The organism is Streptomyces sp. NPDC086777 (genome assembly GCF_040702065.1).
Classification (GTDB): domain Bacteria; phylum Actinomycetota; class Actinomycetes; order Streptomycetales; family Streptomycetaceae; genus Streptomyces.
Genome location: NZ_JBFBJI010000038.1, coordinates 28,550 through 47,308, shown reverse-complemented (window position 1 = coordinate 47,308; position 18,759 = coordinate 28,550). Strand labels below are relative to the sequence as shown.

General features: G+C 73.2%; 23 protein-coding genes. 18 read left to right on the top strand and 5 right to left on the bottom strand.

Going from position 1 to position 18,759, the window contains the following annotated elements; all coding sequences use genetic code 11:
* The first annotated feature begins 24 nt into the window (after positions 1–24).
* Complete coding sequence (locus tag AB0472_RS36730) at positions 25–1,962, top strand: DUF5107 domain-containing protein (protein WP_366363190.1); 1,938 nt, start codon at positions 25–27, stop codon at positions 1,960–1,962.
* 11 nt (positions 1,963–1,973) lie between these two features.
* Here AB0472_RS36730 and AB0472_RS36725 read toward each other — a convergent pair whose 3' ends face one another.
* Entirely contained in the window at positions 1,974–2,324 is a 351-nt protein-coding gene (locus AB0472_RS36725; protein WP_366363188.1) for a VOC family protein, read from the bottom strand.
* Between the two features lie 88 nt (positions 2,325–2,412).
* Here AB0472_RS36725 and AB0472_RS36720 point away from each other — a divergent pair, with 88 nt between their 5' ends.
* The 14 genes from AB0472_RS36720 to AB0472_RS36655 all read left to right on the top strand — a co-directional run bounded on the left by AB0472_RS36720 (position 2,413) and on the right by AB0472_RS36655 (position 12,500).
* Positions 2,413–2,856, top strand: coding sequence for a phage holin family protein (locus AB0472_RS36720; protein ID WP_366363186.1), 444 nt, complete (start codon positions 2,413–2,415; stop codon positions 2,854–2,856).
* Between the two features lie 192 nt (positions 2,857–3,048).
* On the top strand, positions 3,049–4,392 hold the full coding sequence (locus AB0472_RS36715; RefSeq protein ID WP_366363184.1) for an NAD(P)/FAD-dependent oxidoreductase: 1,344 nt from the start codon (positions 3,049–3,051) through the stop codon (positions 4,390–4,392).
* Entirely contained in the window at positions 4,389–6,236 is a 1,848-nt protein-coding gene (locus AB0472_RS36710) for a transketolase (RefSeq protein WP_366363182.1), read from the top strand. Before AB0472_RS36715 ends, AB0472_RS36710 begins: the two co-directional genes overlap by 4 nt.
* Positions 6,233–7,192 (top strand): ATP-dependent DNA ligase, encoded by a 960-nt coding sequence (locus AB0472_RS36705; protein WP_366363181.1) that lies wholly within the window; start codon positions 6,233–6,235, stop codon positions 7,190–7,192. The genes AB0472_RS36710 and AB0472_RS36705 overlap by 4 nt, the downstream gene beginning before the upstream one ends.
* A 71-nt stretch (positions 7,193–7,263) precedes the next feature.
* Positions 7,264–7,620, top strand: coding sequence for a gas vesicle protein (locus tag AB0472_RS36700; RefSeq protein ID WP_366363179.1), 357 nt, complete (start codon positions 7,264–7,266; stop codon positions 7,618–7,620).
* 52 nt (positions 7,621–7,672) lie between these two features.
* Positions 7,673–8,113, top strand: coding sequence for a gas vesicle structural protein GvpA (locus AB0472_RS36695; RefSeq protein ID WP_366363178.1), 441 nt, complete (start codon positions 7,673–7,675; stop codon positions 8,111–8,113).
* The gene (locus tag AB0472_RS36690) at positions 8,110–8,874 is read left to right on the top strand and encodes a GvpL/GvpF family gas vesicle protein (protein WP_366363176.1); all 765 of its coding nucleotides are present in this window, start codon (positions 8,110–8,112) and stop codon (positions 8,872–8,874) included. The genes AB0472_RS36695 and AB0472_RS36690 overlap by 4 nt, the downstream gene beginning before the upstream one ends.
* Before the next feature lie 35 nt (positions 8,875–8,909).
* The gene (locus AB0472_RS36685; RefSeq protein ID WP_366363174.1) at positions 8,910–9,173 is read left to right on the top strand and encodes a gas vesicle protein GvpG; all 264 of its coding nucleotides are present in this window, start codon (positions 8,910–8,912) and stop codon (positions 9,171–9,173) included.
* Positions 9,170–9,808 (top strand): DNA primase, encoded by a 639-nt coding sequence (locus AB0472_RS36680; RefSeq protein ID WP_366363172.1) that lies wholly within the window; start codon positions 9,170–9,172, stop codon positions 9,806–9,808. The genes AB0472_RS36685 and AB0472_RS36680 overlap by 4 nt, the downstream gene beginning before the upstream one ends.
* Entirely contained in the window at positions 9,805–10,920 is a 1,116-nt protein-coding gene (locus AB0472_RS36675) for an SRPBCC family protein (protein ID WP_366363170.1), read from the top strand. The genes AB0472_RS36680 and AB0472_RS36675 overlap by 4 nt, the downstream gene beginning before the upstream one ends.
* Positions 10,917–11,261, top strand: coding sequence for a gas vesicle protein (locus AB0472_RS36670; protein ID WP_351959904.1), 345 nt, complete (start codon positions 10,917–10,919; stop codon positions 11,259–11,261). The genes AB0472_RS36675 and AB0472_RS36670 overlap by 4 nt, the downstream gene beginning before the upstream one ends.
* Positions 11,258–12,034 carry a GvpL/GvpF family gas vesicle protein gene (locus AB0472_RS36665; RefSeq protein ID WP_366363168.1) on the top strand — a complete coding sequence of 259 codons (777 nt, stop codon included), beginning with the start codon at positions 11,258–11,260 and terminating at the stop codon, positions 12,032–12,034. The genes AB0472_RS36670 and AB0472_RS36665 overlap by 4 nt, the downstream gene beginning before the upstream one ends.
* Positions 12,031–12,219 (top strand): gas vesicle protein, encoded by a 189-nt coding sequence (locus AB0472_RS36660; RefSeq protein ID WP_366363166.1) that lies wholly within the window; start codon positions 12,031–12,033, stop codon positions 12,217–12,219. Before AB0472_RS36665 ends, AB0472_RS36660 begins: the two co-directional genes overlap by 4 nt.
* Positions 12,216–12,500, top strand: a complete 285-nt coding sequence (locus AB0472_RS36655) for a gas vesicle protein K (protein WP_366363164.1) — start codon at positions 12,216–12,218, stop codon at positions 12,498–12,500. Before AB0472_RS36660 ends, AB0472_RS36655 begins: the two co-directional genes overlap by 4 nt.
* 24 nt (positions 12,501–12,524) lie before the next feature.
* Here AB0472_RS36655 and AB0472_RS36650 read toward each other — a convergent pair whose 3' ends face one another.
* The 3 genes from AB0472_RS36650 to AB0472_RS36640 all read right to left on the bottom strand — a co-directional run bounded on the left by AB0472_RS36650 (position 12,525) and on the right by AB0472_RS36640 (position 15,190).
* Positions 12,525–12,695 (bottom strand): hydrophobic protein, encoded by a 171-nt coding sequence (locus AB0472_RS36650; RefSeq protein WP_366363162.1) that lies wholly within the window; start codon positions 12,693–12,695, stop codon positions 12,525–12,527.
* A 48-nt stretch (positions 12,696–12,743) separates the two neighbouring features.
* Positions 12,744–13,559: a class I SAM-dependent methyltransferase gene (locus AB0472_RS36645; RefSeq protein WP_366363161.1), complete on the bottom strand. Its 816-nt coding sequence runs from the start codon at positions 13,557–13,559 to the stop codon at positions 12,744–12,746.
* A 143-nt stretch (positions 13,560–13,702) separates the two neighbouring features.
* Positions 13,703–15,190, bottom strand: coding sequence for a phosphatase PAP2 family protein (locus tag AB0472_RS36640; RefSeq protein WP_366363158.1), 1,488 nt, complete (start codon positions 15,188–15,190; stop codon positions 13,703–13,705).
* Positions 15,191–15,269: 79 nt separating this feature from the next.
* Between AB0472_RS36640 and AB0472_RS36635 the strand changes: the two genes are divergently transcribed.
* The 3 genes from AB0472_RS36635 (at position 15,270) to AB0472_RS36625 (ending at position 18,117) form a co-directional block, all read left to right on the top strand.
* A complete protein-coding gene (locus AB0472_RS36635) occupies positions 15,270–15,917 on the top strand; it encodes a histidine phosphatase family protein (protein WP_366363156.1) in 648 nt (215 codons plus the stop codon).
* A 214-nt stretch (positions 15,918–16,131) separates the two neighbouring features.
* Positions 16,132–17,751, top strand: coding sequence for an ATP-binding cassette domain-containing protein (locus tag AB0472_RS36630; RefSeq protein ID WP_366363154.1), 1,620 nt, complete (start codon positions 16,132–16,134; stop codon positions 17,749–17,751).
* Positions 17,752–17,859: 108 nt separating this feature from the next.
* Positions 17,860–18,117 (top strand): DUF6158 family protein, encoded by a 258-nt coding sequence (locus AB0472_RS36625; protein WP_366363152.1) that lies wholly within the window; start codon positions 17,860–17,862, stop codon positions 18,115–18,117.
* Positions 18,118–18,153: 36 nt separating this feature from the next.
* Here the strand turns inward: AB0472_RS36625 and AB0472_RS36620 are convergent, their stop codons facing one another.
* Positions 18,154–18,687 (bottom strand): type 1 glutamine amidotransferase domain-containing protein, encoded by a 534-nt coding sequence (locus tag AB0472_RS36620; protein WP_366363150.1) that lies wholly within the window; start codon positions 18,685–18,687, stop codon positions 18,154–18,156.
* Between the last annotated feature and the right edge of the window lie 72 nt (positions 18,688–18,759).

Genomic DNA, 18,759 nt, shown 5'->3' with positions numbered 1-18,759 from the left:
TCAGCTCACCCGGCGCCGGGTTCCATGGTGATCGTGACGAGGATCCGACGTGAGGTACTGACCCTGCCCGCGGCGGAGCTCGGCCCGGACAACCCGCTGCCGGCGCTCCGCCTCCTCGACGACGCGGGCGCCGCCCACGCCCATCTGGCAGTGGGGGAGCGTGACCGGGAGGCCCTGCCGCGGGACATGGTCCGCGGGCTCGGCCACGAACCGCTGCGCAGCCTCCTCCCGGTACGGATCCGCGACGGCTACGGCAGAACCCGCACGCCTCGCGAGTTCGACGCCCTGGTGATCGAGAACGACCGGCTGCGCGCCACCGTCCTGCCCGGCCTCGGCGGCCGCGTCGTCTCCCTCGTCCACCTGCCCACCGGCCGCGAACTCCTGTACCGCAACCCGGTGTTCCAGCCCGCCAACCTCGCCCTCAACGGCGCCTGGTACGCCGGTGGCATCGAGTGGAACATCGGCGCCGGCGGCCACACCACCCTCTCCTGCGCCCCCCTGCACGCGGCCCGCGTCCCCGCCCCCGACGGCGGCGAGATGCTCCGCCTGTGGGAGTGGGAGCGGCTGCGCGACCTGCCCTTCCAGGTCGACCTCTGGCTGCCGGACGGCTCCGACTTCCTGTACGCCGGCGTCCGCGTCCGCAACCCGCACGAACACCCGGTGCCCGGCTACTGGTGGTCCAACACGGCCGTACCGCAGGACCGTCGGATCGTCGTCCCGGCCGAGGAGGCCTGGGAGTTCGGGCCGGAACGCCGACTGCACCGGGGGCCCGTTCCGGATCACTCCACCCGACCCCCCTACTCTGTCGACTGGTTCTACGACATCCCGGACGGGCGGCGTCGCTGGATCGCCGCGCTGGACGCCGACGGCGACGGCCTGGTGCAGACCTCCACCGACGAACTGCGCGGCCGGAAACAGTTCGTGTGGGGGGCCGGGCCCGGTGGCCGGCGCTGGCAGGAGTGGCTCGGCGGCCCCGGCACCGGCGGCTACCGCGAGATCCAGGCCGGACTGGCCCGCACCCAGCTGGAGCACGTACGCCTCGACGCGGAGAGCGAGGTGTCCTGGCTGGAGGCGTACGGCCCGCTGTCGGCGGCGACGCCGGAGAACACCGCGGAGCGGCTCGAACTCGCCCTGCCGCGCGCCGGGCTGGAGGCCGCCCACGCCGCGTGGAAGCCGTACGCCGACACCGAACCCGGTGAACTCCTCGCCACCGGCTCCGGCTGGGGCGCCCTCGAGGTGCTGCGCGCCGACTGGAAGCTGCCCGGCACCCCGTTCGCCGAGTCGACCCTGACCGAGGAACAGGCGCCCTGGCGGGAACTGCTGCGCACCGGCACCCTGCCCGAACCCCGCCGGGTACGGCCGCCCGGCCCGACCCTGGTCGCCCCGCACTGGCGGGACATGCTGGAGACCGCCCCCGCCACCCCGCACACCGAGTACCACCTGGGCGTCGCCCAGTGGCACGCCGGCGACCGCGCCCAGGCCGTCCGCAGCTGGGAGCGGGCCCTCCCGCTCGCCCCGTCGCTCTGGCCGCTGCTGCGCTGCCTCGCCGTCGCCGACCAGGAGCACGGGCAGCACGAGCGGGCCGCGGAACGGTACGCGGACGCCTTCGACGACCTGTGCCGGGAGCGCCGCGACGACGGCGAGACCTGGACGGCGGCCTGCGCGGCACTCGGCCGCGAGGCCGTCGAGGCGCTGCTGCGGGTACGGCGGGCCGCGGACGCCCGCGCCGTGTGGGAGGCACTGCTGCCCGCGATCCGGGAGCGCGGCCGGTTCCGGCTCCTGGAGGCGGAACTGCTGCTCGCCGAGGGCCGGCCGGCCGCGGCCCGGGCCGTGTTCGACGCCGGGTTCGAGGTGGCCGACCTGCGGGAGGGTTCGGACGCGCTCGACCGGCTGTGGGCGCGGCTCGGTGACGAGCCGCTGCCCGACCGCTACGACTTCCGGATGCGGCCGCAGGGTCTGTGATCAGCCCTGGTTCAGTCCTTGTGCTGGTCGACGTACTCGAACACCGAGCCGTCCGGGTGCATCGCGATCAGATTGCGGCCGACGGGCGTGGCCAGCGGTCCCGCGATGATGCGGGCGCCGAGGTCGTCCAGCAGCCGGCGGGCCGCGTCGACGTCCTTCACCGCGATCGTCGCGGCCACCTTGCGCAGCACCTCCAGCTCCGCCTCCGGTCCGCTCATCAGGAGGAAGGAGCCGACCGCGGCGACCTGGACGCCGCCGCGTTCGAAGCGGAGGGCTCTGCCGCCGGAGAGGCGTTCGTAGAACGGGATCGCGGTATCGAGGTCGTCGACGCAGATGCGCAGGGAGGCGCCCAGAATCTCCATGGGAACGAGCCTAGTTGCCGGGGGCCGGGATGGTGTCACCTCCGGTGATCTCCTGTTACGGCAATTCCGGACCGGGTACCCGCACGCCATGGAACACCTGGATCATCTCGAACATCTGGACAAGGATCTCGTCGACGAGCTGGCACAGGTCGCGCGCGAGACGGTACGGGACGAACTGCGCGAACAGGGCCGCAAGCGGCGGCGGGCCGCCATGCTGTACGGCGCGTCCGGCGCGGTCGCCCTGTATGCCGGGGCCGCCGTGGCGCTGGCCGTGGGGCTGGCGTGGGCCATCGTGCTGCCGGCGTGGGCCGCGGCGCTGGTCACCGCGGTGATCCTGGGCGCGGTGGCCTACGCGCTGCGGGAGGCGGGGCGGCCGAAGAGGCCGCACGCGCCGCACCGGGTGATCGGGGGGACGGCGCCCGGGACGCCGCCCGGCGGGACGGGGCTGCCGTATCCGCCGATCCCGGCGGAGCCGCCGGGGATGCCGGGCCGGCCGGACGTGGATCCGGAGTCGCCTCATCACCGGAGCTGACGGAGAACGCCGCCGCGGCGGCGAGCGGTCGGCTGCGGGCCGTGCGCGGTCGCTCGCGCAGTTCCTCCCTCAGCCTTCGCCCGGGGGGACGCCGGCGCCCCTTGGGGGCGCGCTTCGGCGAGCGGAGTTCGAGGGCCCCGCCTACGGTTACGTGGGTGGCCTTGGACCTCGTCGTATCCCCGGAGGCGCACCGTGAGTCGTCGACCCCGGATCGTGATCGTCGGCGCCGGGTTCGCCGGGTACCGCGCGGCCCGTACGTTTGCGCGGTCGGCCAGGGGCCGTGCCGAGATCACCCTGCTGAACCCCACCGACTACTTCCTGTATCTGCCGCTGCTGCCCCAGGTCGCCGCCGGGATCCTCGATCCCCGCCGGATCGCCCTCCCGCTGGCCGGTGCCCTCCGCGGGGTGCGGACCGTGCTGGGCGAGGCGGGCCGGATCGACCTCGACGGGCGGACCGTGCACTACACCGACCCCGAGGGCGCCACGGGCAGCCTCGGCTACGAGCGGCTGCTGCTGACCGTCGGCAGTGTCAACAAGCTGTTGCCCGTCCCCGGCGTGGCCGAGCACGCGCACGGCTTTCGCGGGCTGCCCGAGGCGCTCTACCTCCGGGACCACGTGATCCGGCAGATCGAACTGGCCGCCGTCGCCCCCGACGCCGGCCTCGCCGCCGCGCGGTGCACCTTCGTCGTGGTCGGTGCCGGGTACACCGGGACCGAGGTCGCGGCCCAGATGCGGATGCTCACCGTCGAGCTGGCCCGCCGCAACCGGCTGCCGTACGGGGTGCGGCCGCGCTGGCTGCTGCTGGACGTGGCGCCCCGGGTGCTGCCCGGGATGGACGAGAAGCTGTCCCGCACCGCCGACCGGGTGCTGCGCCGGCGGGGGGTCGAGGTGCGGACGGGGACCTCCGTGCGGGAGGCCACCCGGGACGGGGTGCTGCTCTCCGACGGGGAGTTCGTGGCGTCTCGGACCCTGGTGTGGTGCGTGGGCGTACGGCCCGACCCGCTCGTGGAGGGCACCGGGCAACCTCTGGAGAAGGGGCGGCTGATCGTCGATCCCTACCTCCAGGTGCCCGGCCGTGCCGACGTGTTCGCCTGCGGGGACGCGGCCGCGGTACCCGACCTCGCGCGTCCCGGCGCGTTCACGCCGATGACCGCGCAGCACGCCTGGCGGCAGGGCCGGGTGGCCGCCGAGAACATGGCCGCCGCACTCGGTGTCGGACGGCGCCGGCGCCCCTACCGCCATCGCGACCTGGGGTTCGTCGTCGATCTCGGCGGTGTGCAGGCCGCCGCCGACCCGCTCGGGGTGCCCCTGTCCGGACCGCCCGCCGCACTGGTGACCCGCGGCTACCACCTGGCGGCCATGCCCGGGGGCCGGGCCCGGATCGCCGCCGACTGGCTGCTCGATGCCGCACTGCCGCGCCAGGGCGTCCAGTTGGGCCTCGTGCGGTCCTGGTCGGTGCCGCTGGACACGGCCTCGCCCGAGCTGCCGAAGGCCCCCGAACACGTCACCGACCGTCCTCCGGAAGGAGCCTCATGAACACCGCCGAACTCGTGGAACTCGCCCAGCAGTTGCGCGTGGACAGCGTGCGGGCGGCCGCCGCGGCCGAGTCCGGGCATCCGACCTCGTCGATGTCCGCCGCCGACCTGATGGCGGTCCTGCTCGCCCACCACCTGCGCTACGACTTCGAGCGTCCCGACCACCCCGGCAACGACCGCTTCGTCCTCTCCAAGGGCCACGCCTCGCCGCTGCTGTACGCCGCCTACAAGGCGGCCAGTGCCATCGACGACGCCGAACTGCTCACCTTCCGCAAGCTCGGCAGCCACCTGGAGGGACACCCCACCCCGCGCCGGCTGCCGTGGGTGGAGACCGCCACCGGCTCCCTCGGCCAGGGCCTGCCGGTCGGGGTCGGCATCGCGCTGTCCGGGAAACGCCTCGAACACGGCCGCTACCGGGTCTGGGTGCTGTGCGGGGACAGCGAGCTGGCGGAGGGCTCCGTGTGGGAGGCCGCCGAGCACGCCGGGTACGAGCACCTCGACAACCTCACCGCGATCGTGGACGTCAACCGGCTGGGCCAGCGCGGACCCACCCGCCACGGCCACGACCTCGACGCCTACGCCCGCCGCTTCCAGGCCTTCGGCTGGCACACCGTGGAGATCGACGGCCATGACGTGGACGCCGTCGACCGGGCGTACGGCGAGGCCGCGGCCACCGCCGGACAGCCCACCGTGATCCTGGCCCGCACCCGCAAGGGACGCGGTGTCGCCGCCGTGGAGGACCGCGAGGGCATGCACGGCAAGCCGCTGCCGGATGCCGAGGAGGCCATCGCCGAACTGGGCGGGCTCCGCGACGCCCGGGTCCACGTGCAGGAGCCGCCGGCCGCCCGCGCGCTGCACTCGGTGCCCACGGGCGCGCTCGAACTCCCCCGCTACGACAAGGGAGAAGAGGTCGCCACCCGGGACGCCTTCGGCAAGGCGCTGGTCGCCCTGGGCCACGCCCGCGCCGACGTCGTCGCGCTGGACGGCGAGGTCGGCGACTCCACCCGCACCGAGCTCTTCGGCAAGGAACACCCCGACCGCTACTTCGAGTTCTACATCGCGGAACAGCAACTCGTCGCCGGTGCCGTCGGCATGGCGACCCGCGGCTGGGTGCCGTACGCCTCCACCTTCGCCGCCTTCCTGAGCAGGGCCTACGACTTCGTGCGGATGGCCTCGGTCAGCGGCAGCGGGATCAACCTGGTCGGCTCGCACGCGGGCGTGGCCATCGGGCAGGACGGGCCCTCCCAGATGGGCCTGGAGGACCTGGCGATGTTCCGCTCGGTGTACGGCTCGACCGTGCTCTACCCGTGCGACGCCAACCAGACCGCCAAGCTCGTCGCCACCATGGCCGGGCTCGACGGCATCCGCTACCTGCGCACCTCGCGCGGGGCGAGCCCGGTGATCTACGGCCCGGACGAGGAGTTCCCGGTCGGCGGCAGCAAGGTGCTGCGCTCCTCGGAGGAGGACCGGCTGACCGTGGTGGCCGCCGGGGTCACCCTGCACGAGGCGCTGAAGGCCGCCGACGCGCTCGCCGAGGACGGCATCCGGATCCGGGTCGTCGACCTGTACTCCGTGAAGCCCGTCGACCGGCCGACGCTGCGCGCCGCCGCCGAGGAGACCGGCTGTCTGCTCACCGTCGAGGACCACCATGAGGAGGGCGGACTCGGCGACGCGGTCGCGGAGGCGTTCGCGGACGGCAGGCCGGTACCGCGGCTGGTGCGGCTCGCCGTCCGCACCATGCCGGGCTCGGCCGCCCCCGACCAGCAGCTGCACGCCGCCGGGATCGACGCCGACGCCATCGCGGCGGCCGGCCGGCTGCTGGTCGAGGAGGCGGTCGTGGGATGACCCCGGACGGGGTAGGGCCGGTACGCGCGGGCCGCCGCACGGTGCGGACGCACCGGCCCGACAAGGTGCTCTTCCCCGGCGACGGCGACGGCGCCGCGAAGGAGTACACCGAGGCCGACCTCGTCGACTGCTACAGGTCCGTCGCGTGCTCCAGGTCCGTCGCGCCGTACCTGCTGCCGCTCCTGCGCGGGCGGCCGCTGATGCTGGAGCGCCACCCCGACGGTCTGGGCGGCCCCCGGTTCATGCAGAAGAACACCCCGGACCACTACCCGGACTGGATCGAGCGGGCCGAGGTGGCCAAGGAGGACGGGACCGTCACCCACGTGGTTTGCGGTGACACCGCCACCCTCGTGTACCTCGCCGACCAGGCCTGCCTCACCCTGCACCGGCGGCTCTCCCGCACCACCGCCCCGGACCGTCCCGACCGGCTGGTCATCGACCTGGGCCCTCCCGGCACGGACTTCGCCCCGGTGCGGGAGGCCGCCCGCTGGGCCGGTGACCTGCTCGACCGGCTCGGGCTGCCGACGGCGCCCATGACCACCGGGTCCCGGGCCCTGCACCTGGTCGTGGCGCTGAACGGCCGCCACGGCGTCGACGAGGTCCACGCCTTCGCCCGGGACCTGGCCGACCTGCTCGCCGCCGAGCACCCCGGCCGGCTCACCACCGCCGTCCGCAAGGACGAGCGCGGCGACCGGCTCTTCCTCGACACGGGGCGCCACGCCTACGCCCAGACCGCGGTGGCCCCCTACACCGTACGGGCCAGGCCCGGCGCCCCCGTCGCGGTGCCGATCACCTGGGACCAGCTCGCCGACCCCGCCCTGGACGCCCGGCGCTGGACCGTCGCCGACGCCGTCGACCAGGACCGGAGCACACCCTGGGCGGACATCCCCGCCCGGGGCCGGTCGCTTGGTCCGGCCCGCCGACGCCTCGACGCACTGCGCAGCGGAACCGGCTGACTCCGCCGTGTGACGTCCGGTTGTGAAGGTTTGACCGGGGAGCCTGCGGCCACTCGGACGCAGAGGTGGCCATGACGAACACAAACGACACGTCCCAGACGCAGGATTCACGCAAAGAACGCAAGCGCGACGACGGACCCGACTCGGCACCGCACCGGGCGAGCCCCATGGAGGTGTTGCGCCAGGCGCGCGCCCAGCTCGCGGAGCTCACCGGTATGGCCGCCGAGTCCGTGTCGTCCTTCGAACAGACCGAGGACGGCTGGGCGCTGGAGATCGAAGTCCTGGAGCTGTCCAGGGTGCCCGACACCATGAGCCTGATGGCGAGCTACCAGGTCGAACTCGACCCGCAGGGACAGCTCACCGGCTACCGGCGCGTGAGCCGCTACGAACGCGGGCGCGCCGACCCACACAGGTCCGGCGGCCGTTAGGCCGCCGGGCGGCGCCCTCGGACCCGCACCACGCCAAGGAGGTTGGACAGGCATGACGGTTGTACCGGCACAGCAGACCGGCGGCGGCGGAGGCAGCAGCGGCCTCTACGACGTGCTCGAACTCGTCCTCGACAGGGGCCTCGTCATCGACGCGTTCGTGCGGGTCTCCCTGGTAGGCATCGAGATCCTGAAGATCGACATACGGGTCGTCGTCGCCAGCGTCGACACCTATCTCCGCTTCGCGGAGGCCTGCAACCGGCTCGACCTGGAGTCGGGCCCGCACAAGGACCCCGGCCTGCCCGACATCGTCGGCGAGGTCACCGAGTCCGGTGCCCGGGGCAAGTCGAAGGGCGCGCTCTCCGGCGCCGCCCAGACGATCTCGGACGCCTTCCAGCAGGCCCGCGACGAGCACTCGGGCTCGGGTGACACCGAGTCCCGGCCGCGCGCCCGCAAGGCCCCGGCCCGCCGCAAGGAGAGGGAGGAGCAGGAGTGAGTACCTACGTCTACGGCATCACGAGCGCCGGTCATCCCACCCTGCCCGAGGGCATGGACGGGGTGGGCGACCCACCCCTGCGGGTGCGGGTGCTCACGGAAGGTGACCTGGCCGCCGTGGTCAGCGACGCCCCCGAAGGGCTCCGGCCCAAGCGCCGGGACCTGCTCGCCCACCAGAACGTGCTGGCGGAGGCCGGGGGCGGCGGCTGCGTGCTGCCCATGCGGTTCGGCAGCGTGGCCCCGGACGACGACGCCGTCACCGGCGTCCTCGCCGAACGCGCCGACCACTACCGGGAGCGGCTGCGCACCCTCGACGGCAAGGTCGAGTACAACGTCAAGGCCAGTCACGTCGAAGAGGCCGTGCTGCACCGCGTGATGTCCGAGAACCCCGAGCTGCGCGCCCTGGCCGAGGCCAACCGGAAGGCGGGCGGGGGGAGTTACGAGAGCAGGCTGCGCCTCGGCGAGCTCGTGGTGGGCGCCGTACAGGCCCGCGAGGCCGAGGACGCGGCCGAGGTGCGGCAGGCGCTCGAACCCGAGGCCGCCGCCGTCGGCGTGGGGCCCGACTCCACCGGATGGCTCGTCAACGTGTCCTTCCTGGTGGACCGGCACTCCGCCGAGACCTTCCTGGCCGGGGTCGAGCGGTTGCGCAAGAGCCACCCGCACCTCGACCTGAGCGTCAACGGGCCGCTCCCGCCGTACAGCTTCGTCGAACCGGGGCCCGCCGAGCCGGCGGTCAGCGCCGCCGGCCGGGCCGAGACGTAGCCGGCGGGGACGGGAACCAGAAGGAGCAGGCACCCATGGGACTGGTGAAGGAGCTGCTGCTACTGCCCTTCGCGCCGGTGCGCGGCAGCGCCTGGGCCATCGGGCAGGTGGTGCAGGAGGCGGAGCGTATCTACTACGACCCCGCCACGATCCGGGCCGAACTGGCCCGGCTGGAAGAGCGGTTGGTAGCCGGCGAGATCGACGAGGAGGAGTTCGACCAAGCCGAGGACGAACTCCTCGACCGGCTGGAGATCGCCCTGCGCAACGACGCGGGGCATGGCAATGGGACGCATACATGAACCGCATGGGACTGGGCCTCGCGATCGGGGCCGGATACCTGCTGGGCCGCACCAAGAAGCTGAAACTGGCTCTCGCCGTCGGGTCGTTGGTGGCCGGTAAGAAGCTGAACCTGACCCCGAAGGGGGTGCTCGACCTGGCCAACCAGCAACTGCGCGACAATCCGCAGTTCAAGGAGATCGGCGACCAGCTGCGCCAGGATCTGCGCGGGGTCGGCAAGGCCGCCTCCGGCGCCATGGTCGATCGGCAGCTCGGCTCGCTCGCCGACCGGCTGCACGGCCGTACCGCCGAGGTGCGTGACCAGTTGGCGGGCGTCGTGCCCGACGCCGGCGGCGGCCGGGACGACGAGGAGCCGGAGGAGGATCAGGAGCCGGAGGAGGACCAGGAGCCGGAGGAGAGGGCCGGGAGCGACAAGGCAGGAGGCGACACGGCCGAGGACGACCGCGAGGAGCGGTCCGACCGGAAGGCGCCGGCCCGCAAGGCCCCCGCGAAGAAGGCCCCCGAGAAACCACCGGCGAAGAAGGCGTCCGCCAAGTCGCCTGCCAGGAAGGCGCCGGCGAAGAAGGCGGCGCAGGGCCGGGCGCCTGTCAAGAAGACGGCCGGCCGGGCCCGGTCGAAGGGAGGCGGTGACCGATGAACAGCGGACCGCTCACGGACGCGGCCCACTCCGAGGCCGCGGAACGCCTGAAGGCGGAGGTGCAGGAGTACCTCGCCGCCCAGACCGAACGCCTGCTGGCGGGCGCCGGGCGCAAGCTCGGCGACGCCACGGGCAAGCTCAACGACATCGCCGAGGGCAACAGCCCCGGCTTCGGCAAGCTCGCACTCGACGCAGGCCGCAAGGTCGCGGAAGGCAAGGGTCCGGTGCGCTCCGCACTGGAGCTCGGCCTGACCCACGCCAAGGACACCGTCATGGACAAGGTGAAGGGCCTGGGGGGCGGCAAGGGCAAGGGCAAGGGCAAGGGCAGCGGGCAGAAGCCGACCGTCATCATCGAGTCGGTCGACGTCGGCGTGCCGGTGCGCACCGCCTACGACCAGTGGACCCGCTACCAGGACTTCAGCACCTTCGCCAAGGGCGTGAAGAGCGCCAGCCGTGCCGACGACACCTCGTCGGACTGGCAGGGCAAGATCTGGTGGTCCAGCCGGAGCTGGAAGGGCAAGACGGTCGAACAGGTCCCGGACTACCGCATCCAGTGGTCGGCGCAGGGAGCCAAGGGCAGCCACAAGGGCGTCGTCACCTTCCACCGGCTCGACGACAACCTCACCCGGGTGCTCCTGGTGATCGAGTACTACCCGAGCGGTTTCTTCGAGAAGACCGCCAACGTGTGGCGCGCCTCGGGCCGCCGGGCCCGTCTCGACCTCAAGCACTACGCCCGGCACATCTCCATCAAGGGAGAGGTCGACGACGGCTGGCGCGGCGAGATCCGCGACGGCGAGGTCGTCCAGAGCCACGAGGACGCGGTGGCCGAGGAGGAGGAGAACGAGGCCGAGGAGCAGAACGAGGACGAGAACGCGCCCGAGGACGAGGCGGCGGACGAGGAGTCGTACGAGGACGAGGAGTCGTACGAGGGCGAGGACGAGGAGCCCTACGACCAGGCGGAGGACGCCGAGCAGGGGGAGGATGAGGAGTACGAGGCCGAGGGCGAGGAGGAGCCCGAGGGCGAGTACGAGGACACCGACACCGAGGAGACCGAGGACGAGGAAGAGCCGGAGGACGAGGAAGCTTACGCCGGTTCCCGGAGCCGTCGATGACGATGGCCGGCCGGCTGCCCGAGCCCTACGGACGTGACGGCGGGGGCGCCAACCTCGCCGACATCCTGGAGCGCGTCCTGGACAAGGGCATCGTGATCGCCGGGGACATCAGGATCAACCTGCTCGACATCGAACTGGTCACCATCAAGCTCCGTCTGGTCGTCGCCTCCGTCGACCGGGCGAAGGAGATGGGCATCGACTGGTGGGAGCACGACCCGGAGCTGTCCACCCGCGCCCGGCGCGACCAGCTCACCCGGGAGAACCACGAGCTGCGGGAGCGGCTGGCCGCCCTGGAGGCACTGGAGGCCGGCCGCGGGCAGCGCCAGGAGGAGGACAGATGACCGCACAGGGCGGGCTCCGGTACGTGTACGCCGTCTGCCGTCCGTTCGAGGCGGCGCTCCAGGCACAGCTCAGCGGTGTGGGCGGGACCCCGCCGGGGCTGCTCAGGCACCACGGGCTGGTCGCCGTCGTGAGTACGGTCCCGGAGGGCGACTTCGCCGAGGGGCCGCTGCGGGACCACCTGGAGGACCTGGACTGGCTGGCCGCGACCGCCCGGGCCCACCAGGGCGTGATCGACGCACTCACCACGGTCACCACGCCGCTGCCGCTCCGGCTGGCCACGGTCTTCCGGGACGACAGCGGCGTACGGACCATGATGGAGGCCCGCGAGGCCGACTTCCTGCACGTCCTCGACCGGCTGGAAGGGCGGGTCGAGTGGGGCGTGAAGCTCTACGCCGACCCGCCCGAGCAGCCGCCCCGGCCGGCCGGCCGGCCCGCCAGCGGGCGGGACTACCTGCGGCAGCGGCGGACCGACACCCACGCACACGAGGAGAAGTGGCGGGCCGCCGAGGAATTCGCGCGTGCGCTGCACGAGCGGCTTTCCCGGCGCGCCGAGGATTCCCGGCTGCACCCCCCGCAGAACGCGGTCCTTTCCGGGGTGTCCGGACAGAACCTGCTCAATGCCGCTTATCTGGTTTCCCGCGCCGATTCCGAGGAATTCGTGGAACTGGTCGACCGTACGAAGGACGAGGCGCCGGACATCCGGGTGGAACTCACCGGTCCGTGGGCGGCCTACTCCTTCACCGAGCCGGTGGAAGCGGGGGAGCGGCGGTGACCGTCGTCGAACGCCGTGAGGTCGCCCTGGTGGACCTGCTCGACCGGCTGCTGGCCGGCGGGGTCGTCATCACCGGCGACGTCACCCTGCGCATCGCGGACGTCGACCTCGTCCGCATCGATCTCAACGCGTTGATCAGCTCGGTCGGCGCCCGGGTTCCCGCACCCTGGGGGGAGCAGACGTGAACGAGCACCGCAACCGGCTGGACCTCGACCCGGACACGGTGGAGCGCGATCTGGTGAAACTCGTGCTGACCGTGGTGGAGCTGCTGCGCCAGCTGATGGAACGGCAGGCGCTGCGCCGCTTCGACACCGGGGACCTCACCGAACAGCAGGAGGAGCGCATCGGGCTCACGCTGATGCTGCTGGAGGACCGCATGGCCGAGCTGCGCGACCGCTACGGACTGCGGCCCGAGGACCTGAACCTGGACCTCGGGCCGCTGGGACCGCTGCTGCCGCGCGACTGACTCCGCCGCCACCGGCGGGTGCCGTCACCACCTGTACCAGCGACCCCTGCCGCCGCCCCCGGTGGTGCCCCGGACCAGGAATCCGAGCAGCCATATCACCAGTACGGCGAGCGCGATCCACCAGAGTATTTTCACCGCGAATCCGGCACCGAAGAGAATCAGGACCAGAAGCAGTACCAGCAGGATGGGAACCATTGTGTGAACCTCCTGCAAAGCGGGTTTCCCGAAACCCGCGAAACAGGCTCACTTACGGCACAGAAGTTCTCCGTGCAGTACGGCGAACCAGCCGTCCTCCCGTCCCGCCCAGTCCCGCCAGGCCGCCGAGACCGCCGCCAGCTGCTCCGTGGTCGCGTGACCGCCCTCCGTGGCCCGCTCGGCATAGGCGGAGGCGACCGTACGGTCCGCCCACAGCCCGCCCCACCAGGCCCGCTCCTCGTCCGTGCTGTACGTCCAGGTCCCGGAGGTGGCCGTGATGTCGGTCAGCCCCGCCGCCAGCGCCCAGGACCGCAGCCGCCGCCCCGCGTCCGGCTCGCCCCCGTTGGCGCGGGCCACCCGCCGGTACAGCTCCGACCAGTCGTCGAGGCCGGGCACCGCCGGGTACCAGGTCATCGCCGCGTAGTCGGAGTCGCGTACGGCGATGAAACCGCCCGGCTTGGTGACCCGGCGCATCTCGCGCAGCGCCTGTACCGGGTCGCCCACGTGCTGGAGCACCTGGTGGGCGTGGACCACGCAGAAGGTGTCGTCCGGGTAGTCCAGCGCGTGCACGTCGGCGACCGCGAAGTCCACGTTGGTCAGGCCGCGTCCGGCGGCCGTCGCGCGGGCCTGCTCCAGGATGCCCGGCGCGTGGTCGACGCCGGTCACATGGCCGTCGGGGACCAGCTCCGCCAGGTCGGCGGTGATCGTCCCCGGTCCGCAGCCGATGTCCAGGATCTGCATGTGGGGCTTGAGCGAACCGAGCAGGTAGGCGGCGGAGTTGGCGGCGGTGCGCCAGGTGTGGGAACGCAGCACCGACTCGTGGTGACCGTGCGTGTAGACGGCGGTCTCCTGTGGCTTCGACATGGCTCGACCCCTTCGCGTCACACCGGCGGACGGGGCCGGACGGCCCCGTCCCGCGGTATCCGCAACGCTACGCTCACACGCCGAATGATGAGATCCGTGTTTTACGATGTGGACTGACGGTTCGTCATGAACGGCTGGGCGGGTCAGGGCAGCGGCCGGTACACGGTCAGCGCCTCCGGCAGCTTCTCCACGGTCATCTCGCCCGTCACGTCGGTGACTTCCCCGTCGTACGCGAGCGGTGTGCCGGCCGCGATGCCGGTCAGGCGCAGCCGGCTCACCCGGGCCTCGGCGTGGGCGGGGGACCGGGTGAGCGGGCCCGCGAGGGCGGCGGAGAGCAGGCGGAGCGCGGGATGCCGGCCGCCGTGCACCACGCGTACGTCGAGCTGCCCGTCCGCCAGGTCGGTACGGCGGCCCGGGGTCAGGGCCAGCCGGTGGTAGAGACAGTTGCCGACGAACAGCAGCCACAACGGGTGGGTCTCGCCCCGCAGTTCCACCTGGAGCGGCTGCCGGTCCGTGCGCAGCACCCGCAGCACGGCCAGCACCTCGGCGGGCCAGGCGCCGATCCGGTGCGCCCAGCGTTCCCGCTCCCGGACCAGCTCCGGATAGACGCCCAGGCTCAGCGTGTTCAGGAAGATCCCGGTCAGGCCACCGGAGGTGAAGCGGCCGACGTCCACCCGGACCGCCTCGCCCTCGCGCACGGCCCGGCCGATGCTCCGGCCGTCCTCCACGCTCAGGTCGTGGGCGAAGTGGTTGAGGGTGCCGCCGGGCAGCACGGCGAGCGGCAGCCCGTGGCGCAGGGCGATCTCGGCCGCCGCGTTCACGGTGCCGTCGCCGCCGCACACCCCGAGCGCCCGCGCCCGCAGCGCCGCCTTGGCCAACTCGTCCTTCACCTCGCCCGGTTCGCACTCCACCAGCTCCGCCTCCGGCAGCTCGCGGTGCAGCACCCGCATCCGGTCGGCGCTGCCGGAGGCCCGGTTGGCCACCACCACCAGCCCCTCCCCGCCGGGCAGCGCCGGGGCCGCGGCGCGCGGCCGGGGCGGCGGACCGGTCTGCGCCCGGGTCGGCACCAGCGCCCGCACGGCGAACGCGGCACCGGCCCCCAGCGCCGCTCCCGCGAGCACGTCGCTCGGGAAGTGCACGCCCGTGTACACCCGGGACATGGCGACGGAGAACGCCACCGGCGCCACCGCCGCGCCCCACGCCGGCGACTCCAGGGCGACCCCGGCCGCGAAGGCCGCCGCCGACGCGGCGTGCCCGGACGGGAACGAGGTGGTGATCGGCTGCCGCTTCAGGTGCCGCACCGCGGGCACCGGGTCCAGGAGCGGGCGCGGTCGGCGCACCGAGCGCTTGCCGAGGGTGTTGATGGTCAGGGAGGCCAGGGCGAGCGAGGCCAGGCCGCGGGCGGCGGCCCGGCGGGCCCGGGGCGTGCGGGTCGCGGCCACCGCGGCGGCCGTCGCGAACCACAGCACTCCGTGGTTGGCGCTCCGGCTCAGCCGGGGCAGCACCGGTTCGGCGAACGGCCAGTTCCGCTCGGCGGCGATCTCGAACAGCCGGCTGTCGAGGGCGAGCAGCCGGTCGCGCAGCGCGTGCCGGCCGGGCTTCGGGACGGTGAGGTCGACGTCTGGGCTCATGCCGGTCCGGTTACCCTGAAGTGGCACTTTCCTGCCGGCCGCGGTGCGGACGAGTGAGCCGAGTGAGAGGACCCCCTGGATGCGCCTGCTCCTCATACGTCACGGGCAGACCCCGACCAACGTCGGTTTCCTCCTCGACACCGCGGTACCGGGTCCCGGTCTGACCGCCCTCGGCGAGCAGCAGGCGGCTGCCCTGCCCGGAGCCCTCGCCGGCGAGGACATCGAGGCCCTCTACGTCTCCACCCTCACCCGCACCCAGCTCACCGCCGCCCCGCTGGCCGCGGCCCGGGGTCTCGACCCGGTCGTCCGCGACGGCATCCGCGAGGTCTTCGCCGGCGACCTGGAGATGTTGCCCGGCCACTCCGAGGGGGGCGAGAAGTACATGCGGACCGTGTTCGCCTGGGCGGCCGGGGACACCGCGCCGCGCATGCCCGGCGGGGAGACCGGGGACGAGGTCCTGGGCCGCTACGACGCGGTGGTCGCCGAGGCCACCGCGAGTGGCGCCGGGACGGTCGCCATGGTCAGCCACGGCGCCGTGATCCGCCTGTGGACCGCCGCCCGCGCCGACAACGTCGACGTGCCCTACGCCGCCTCCCGCCCGCTCGGCAACACGGGCGTGGTGATCCTGGAGGGCTCCCCGTCCGACGGCTGGAAGGCCCTGTCCTGGGAGGGCGCCGTAGTCGGGCCCACGGGGGCGAGCGGGCCCGCGGGGGAGCCGGTGGAGTAGGCGGCCGCCGAGGACTTTCGGGCGCGGGTGCGTCGTGGTTGCTCGCGCAGTTCCCCGCGCCCCTTCGGGGCGCGTCCGGGGCGCCCCTCGCTGCAGCGCCCCGTCAGGGGCTGGCGCGGGGAGCTGCCGACCCGCCCCCACCGGGCCCGCAGCCGAAGTGTCGGCCCGATAACGGTTTGCCCCCGGCCGCGGGTTCCCCGCAGAATCGCTGACCATGGGACACCTGGAAGCCGCGCACCTCGAGTACTACCTCCCCGACGGGAGGGCCCTGCTCGGCGACGTGTCCTTCCGGGTCGGCGAGGGCGCCGCCGTCGCCCTCGTCGGGCCGAACGGCGCCGGCAAGACCACCCTGCTGCGGCTGATCTCCGGCGAGCTGAAGCCGCACGGCGGCACCGTCACCGTCAGCGGCGGCCTCGGCGTGATGCGCCAGTTCGTCGGCTCCGTACGGGACGAGACGACCGTACGCGATCTCCTCGTCTCCGTCGCGCCGCCCGGCATCCGCACGGCCGCGCAGGCCGTCGACACGGCCGAGCACGCCCTCATGACCGTCGACGACGAGGCGGCCCAGCTGAAGTACGCGCAGGCCCTCGCCGACTGGGCCGAGGTGCGCGGCTACGAGCACGAGACCCTCTGGGACATGTGCACGACCGCCGCCCTCGGGGTGCCGTACGAGAAGGCCCAGTGGCGGCAGGTGCGCACCCTCTCCGGCGGCGAGCAGAAGCGGCTGGTGCTGGAGGCGCTGTTCCGGGGCACCGACGCGGTGCTGCTGCTCGACGAGCCGGACAACTACCTCGACGTCCCCGGCAAGCGCTGGCTGGAGCAGCAGCTGAAGGAGACCCGCAAGACGGTCCTGTTCGTCTCCCACGACCGGGAACTCCTCGCCCGCGCCGCCGAGAAGATCGTCTCCGTGGAGCCCTCGCCGACCGGTGCCGACGCCTGGGTGCACGGCGGCGGCTTCGCCACCTACCACGAGGCCCGTCGCGAGCGCTTCGCCCGCTTCGAGGAGTTGCGCCGCCGCTGGGACGAGAAGCACGCCCAGCTGAAGAAGCTGGTGCTGAGCCTGCGTCAGGCCGCCTCCATCTCGCACGAGTTGGCGTCCCGGTACGCGGCGGCCCAGACCCGGCTGCGCAAGTTCGAGGAGGCCGGGCCGCCGCCCGAGCCGCCGCGTGAGCAGGACATCAGGATGCGCATCAAGGGCGGCCGTACCGGCGTACGGGCCGTGACCTGCGCACAGCTCGAACTCACCGGCCTGATGAAACCCTTCGACCTGGAGGTCTTCTACGGCGAACGGGTCGCCGTCCTCGGCTCCAACGGCTCCGGCAAGTCGCACTTCCTGCGGCTGCTGGCCGGCGAGGAGGTGGCGCACGAGGGGCAGTGGAAGCTGGGCGCGCGCGTGGTGCCCGGGCACTTCGCGCAGACGCACGCGCACCCCGAGCTGGAGGGCCGGACCCTGCTGGACATCCTGTGGACGGAGCACTCCCAGGACCGCGGCGCTGCGATGTCCCGGCTGCGCCGCTACGAACTCACCCAGCAGGCCGAACAGAGCTTCGAACGGCTGTCGGGCGGCCAGCAGGCCCGGTTCCAGATCCTGTTGCTGGAGCTGCAGGGGGTGACGGCACTACTCCTGGACGAGCCGACCGACAACCTGGACCTGGAGTCCGCCGAGGCCCTCCAGGAAGGTCTGGAGGCCTTCGACGGCACGGTGCTCGCCGTCACCCACGACCGCTGGTTCGCCCGCTCCTTCGACCGCTACCTGGTCTTCGGCAGCGACGGCCGGGTCCGCGAGACCGCGGAGCCGGTGTGGGACGAACGCCGGGTGGAGCGGGCGCGGTAGGGCCGGGCGGCGGGCCGGCGCCCCAGGGAGGCCCGCGCCCCCGGATGTTCGTACAGTGGAGGCAGGAATCCGGACCGCCGGGACCCACACGACGAGCGGGGTACCACCATGACCGGAGTCGACCCCAGCCGGCTGGACGACCAGCAGCTCATGAAGGAGCTGGAGACCATCCACCGGACGCGCCACGACACCCTGCTGTACGGCTCGAACGACGCGCTGCGCGCCCACAACGAGCGCATGGCCCAGCTGGAGGGCGAGTACCTGCGGCGCAACCCGCGCCGTGTCGTCGCCGCAGGCCGGACGCGCGAGGGCGCCCGGGAGCGGAACTGCGCCGAGACGGCCAGGCCGGGCGCCGCCGCCGGCTGAGGCCACGCGCTCCGGTGCCGGCCGCCCGGTCGCGGACTACTCGGCGAGCACGTCGAGGAAGGCCTCGCAGAACGCCTTGAGATCGTCCGGCCTACGGCTGGTGACCAGCTTGTTCGGGCCGCTGTCGCAGACCTCGACCTGCTCGTCGACCCAGGTGCCGCCCGCGTTGCGGATGTCGGTCCGCAGACTCGGCCAGGAAGTCAGCGTCCGGCCGCTCAGCACGTCCGCCTCGATCAGCGTCCACGGCGCGTGGCAGATCGCCGCGACCGGCCGGCCGCCGTCGAAGAAGCCCTTCACGAACGCCACGGCCCTGTCGTCCGTGCGCAGGAAGTCCGGGTTCGCCACCCCGCCGGGCAGTACGAGCGCCCCGAACGAGTCCGCCGACGCCTCGCCGACCACCTCGTCCACCGGAAACGTCTCCGCCTTGTCCAGGTGGTCGAAGGCCTGGATCCGCCCCGGCTCCGTCGACACCAGCACCGGCTCGTGCCCGGCGCCGGCGACCGCCTTCCACGGCTCGGTCAGCTCCACCTGCTCGACGCCCTCGGGCGCGGACAGAAAAGCGACACGCATGATGCTCACTCCCTTCCGAGGCGCGCCGACGGGCGGGAGCCCGCCGGCGCGCACCTTCGTCCCTTCGGTCCC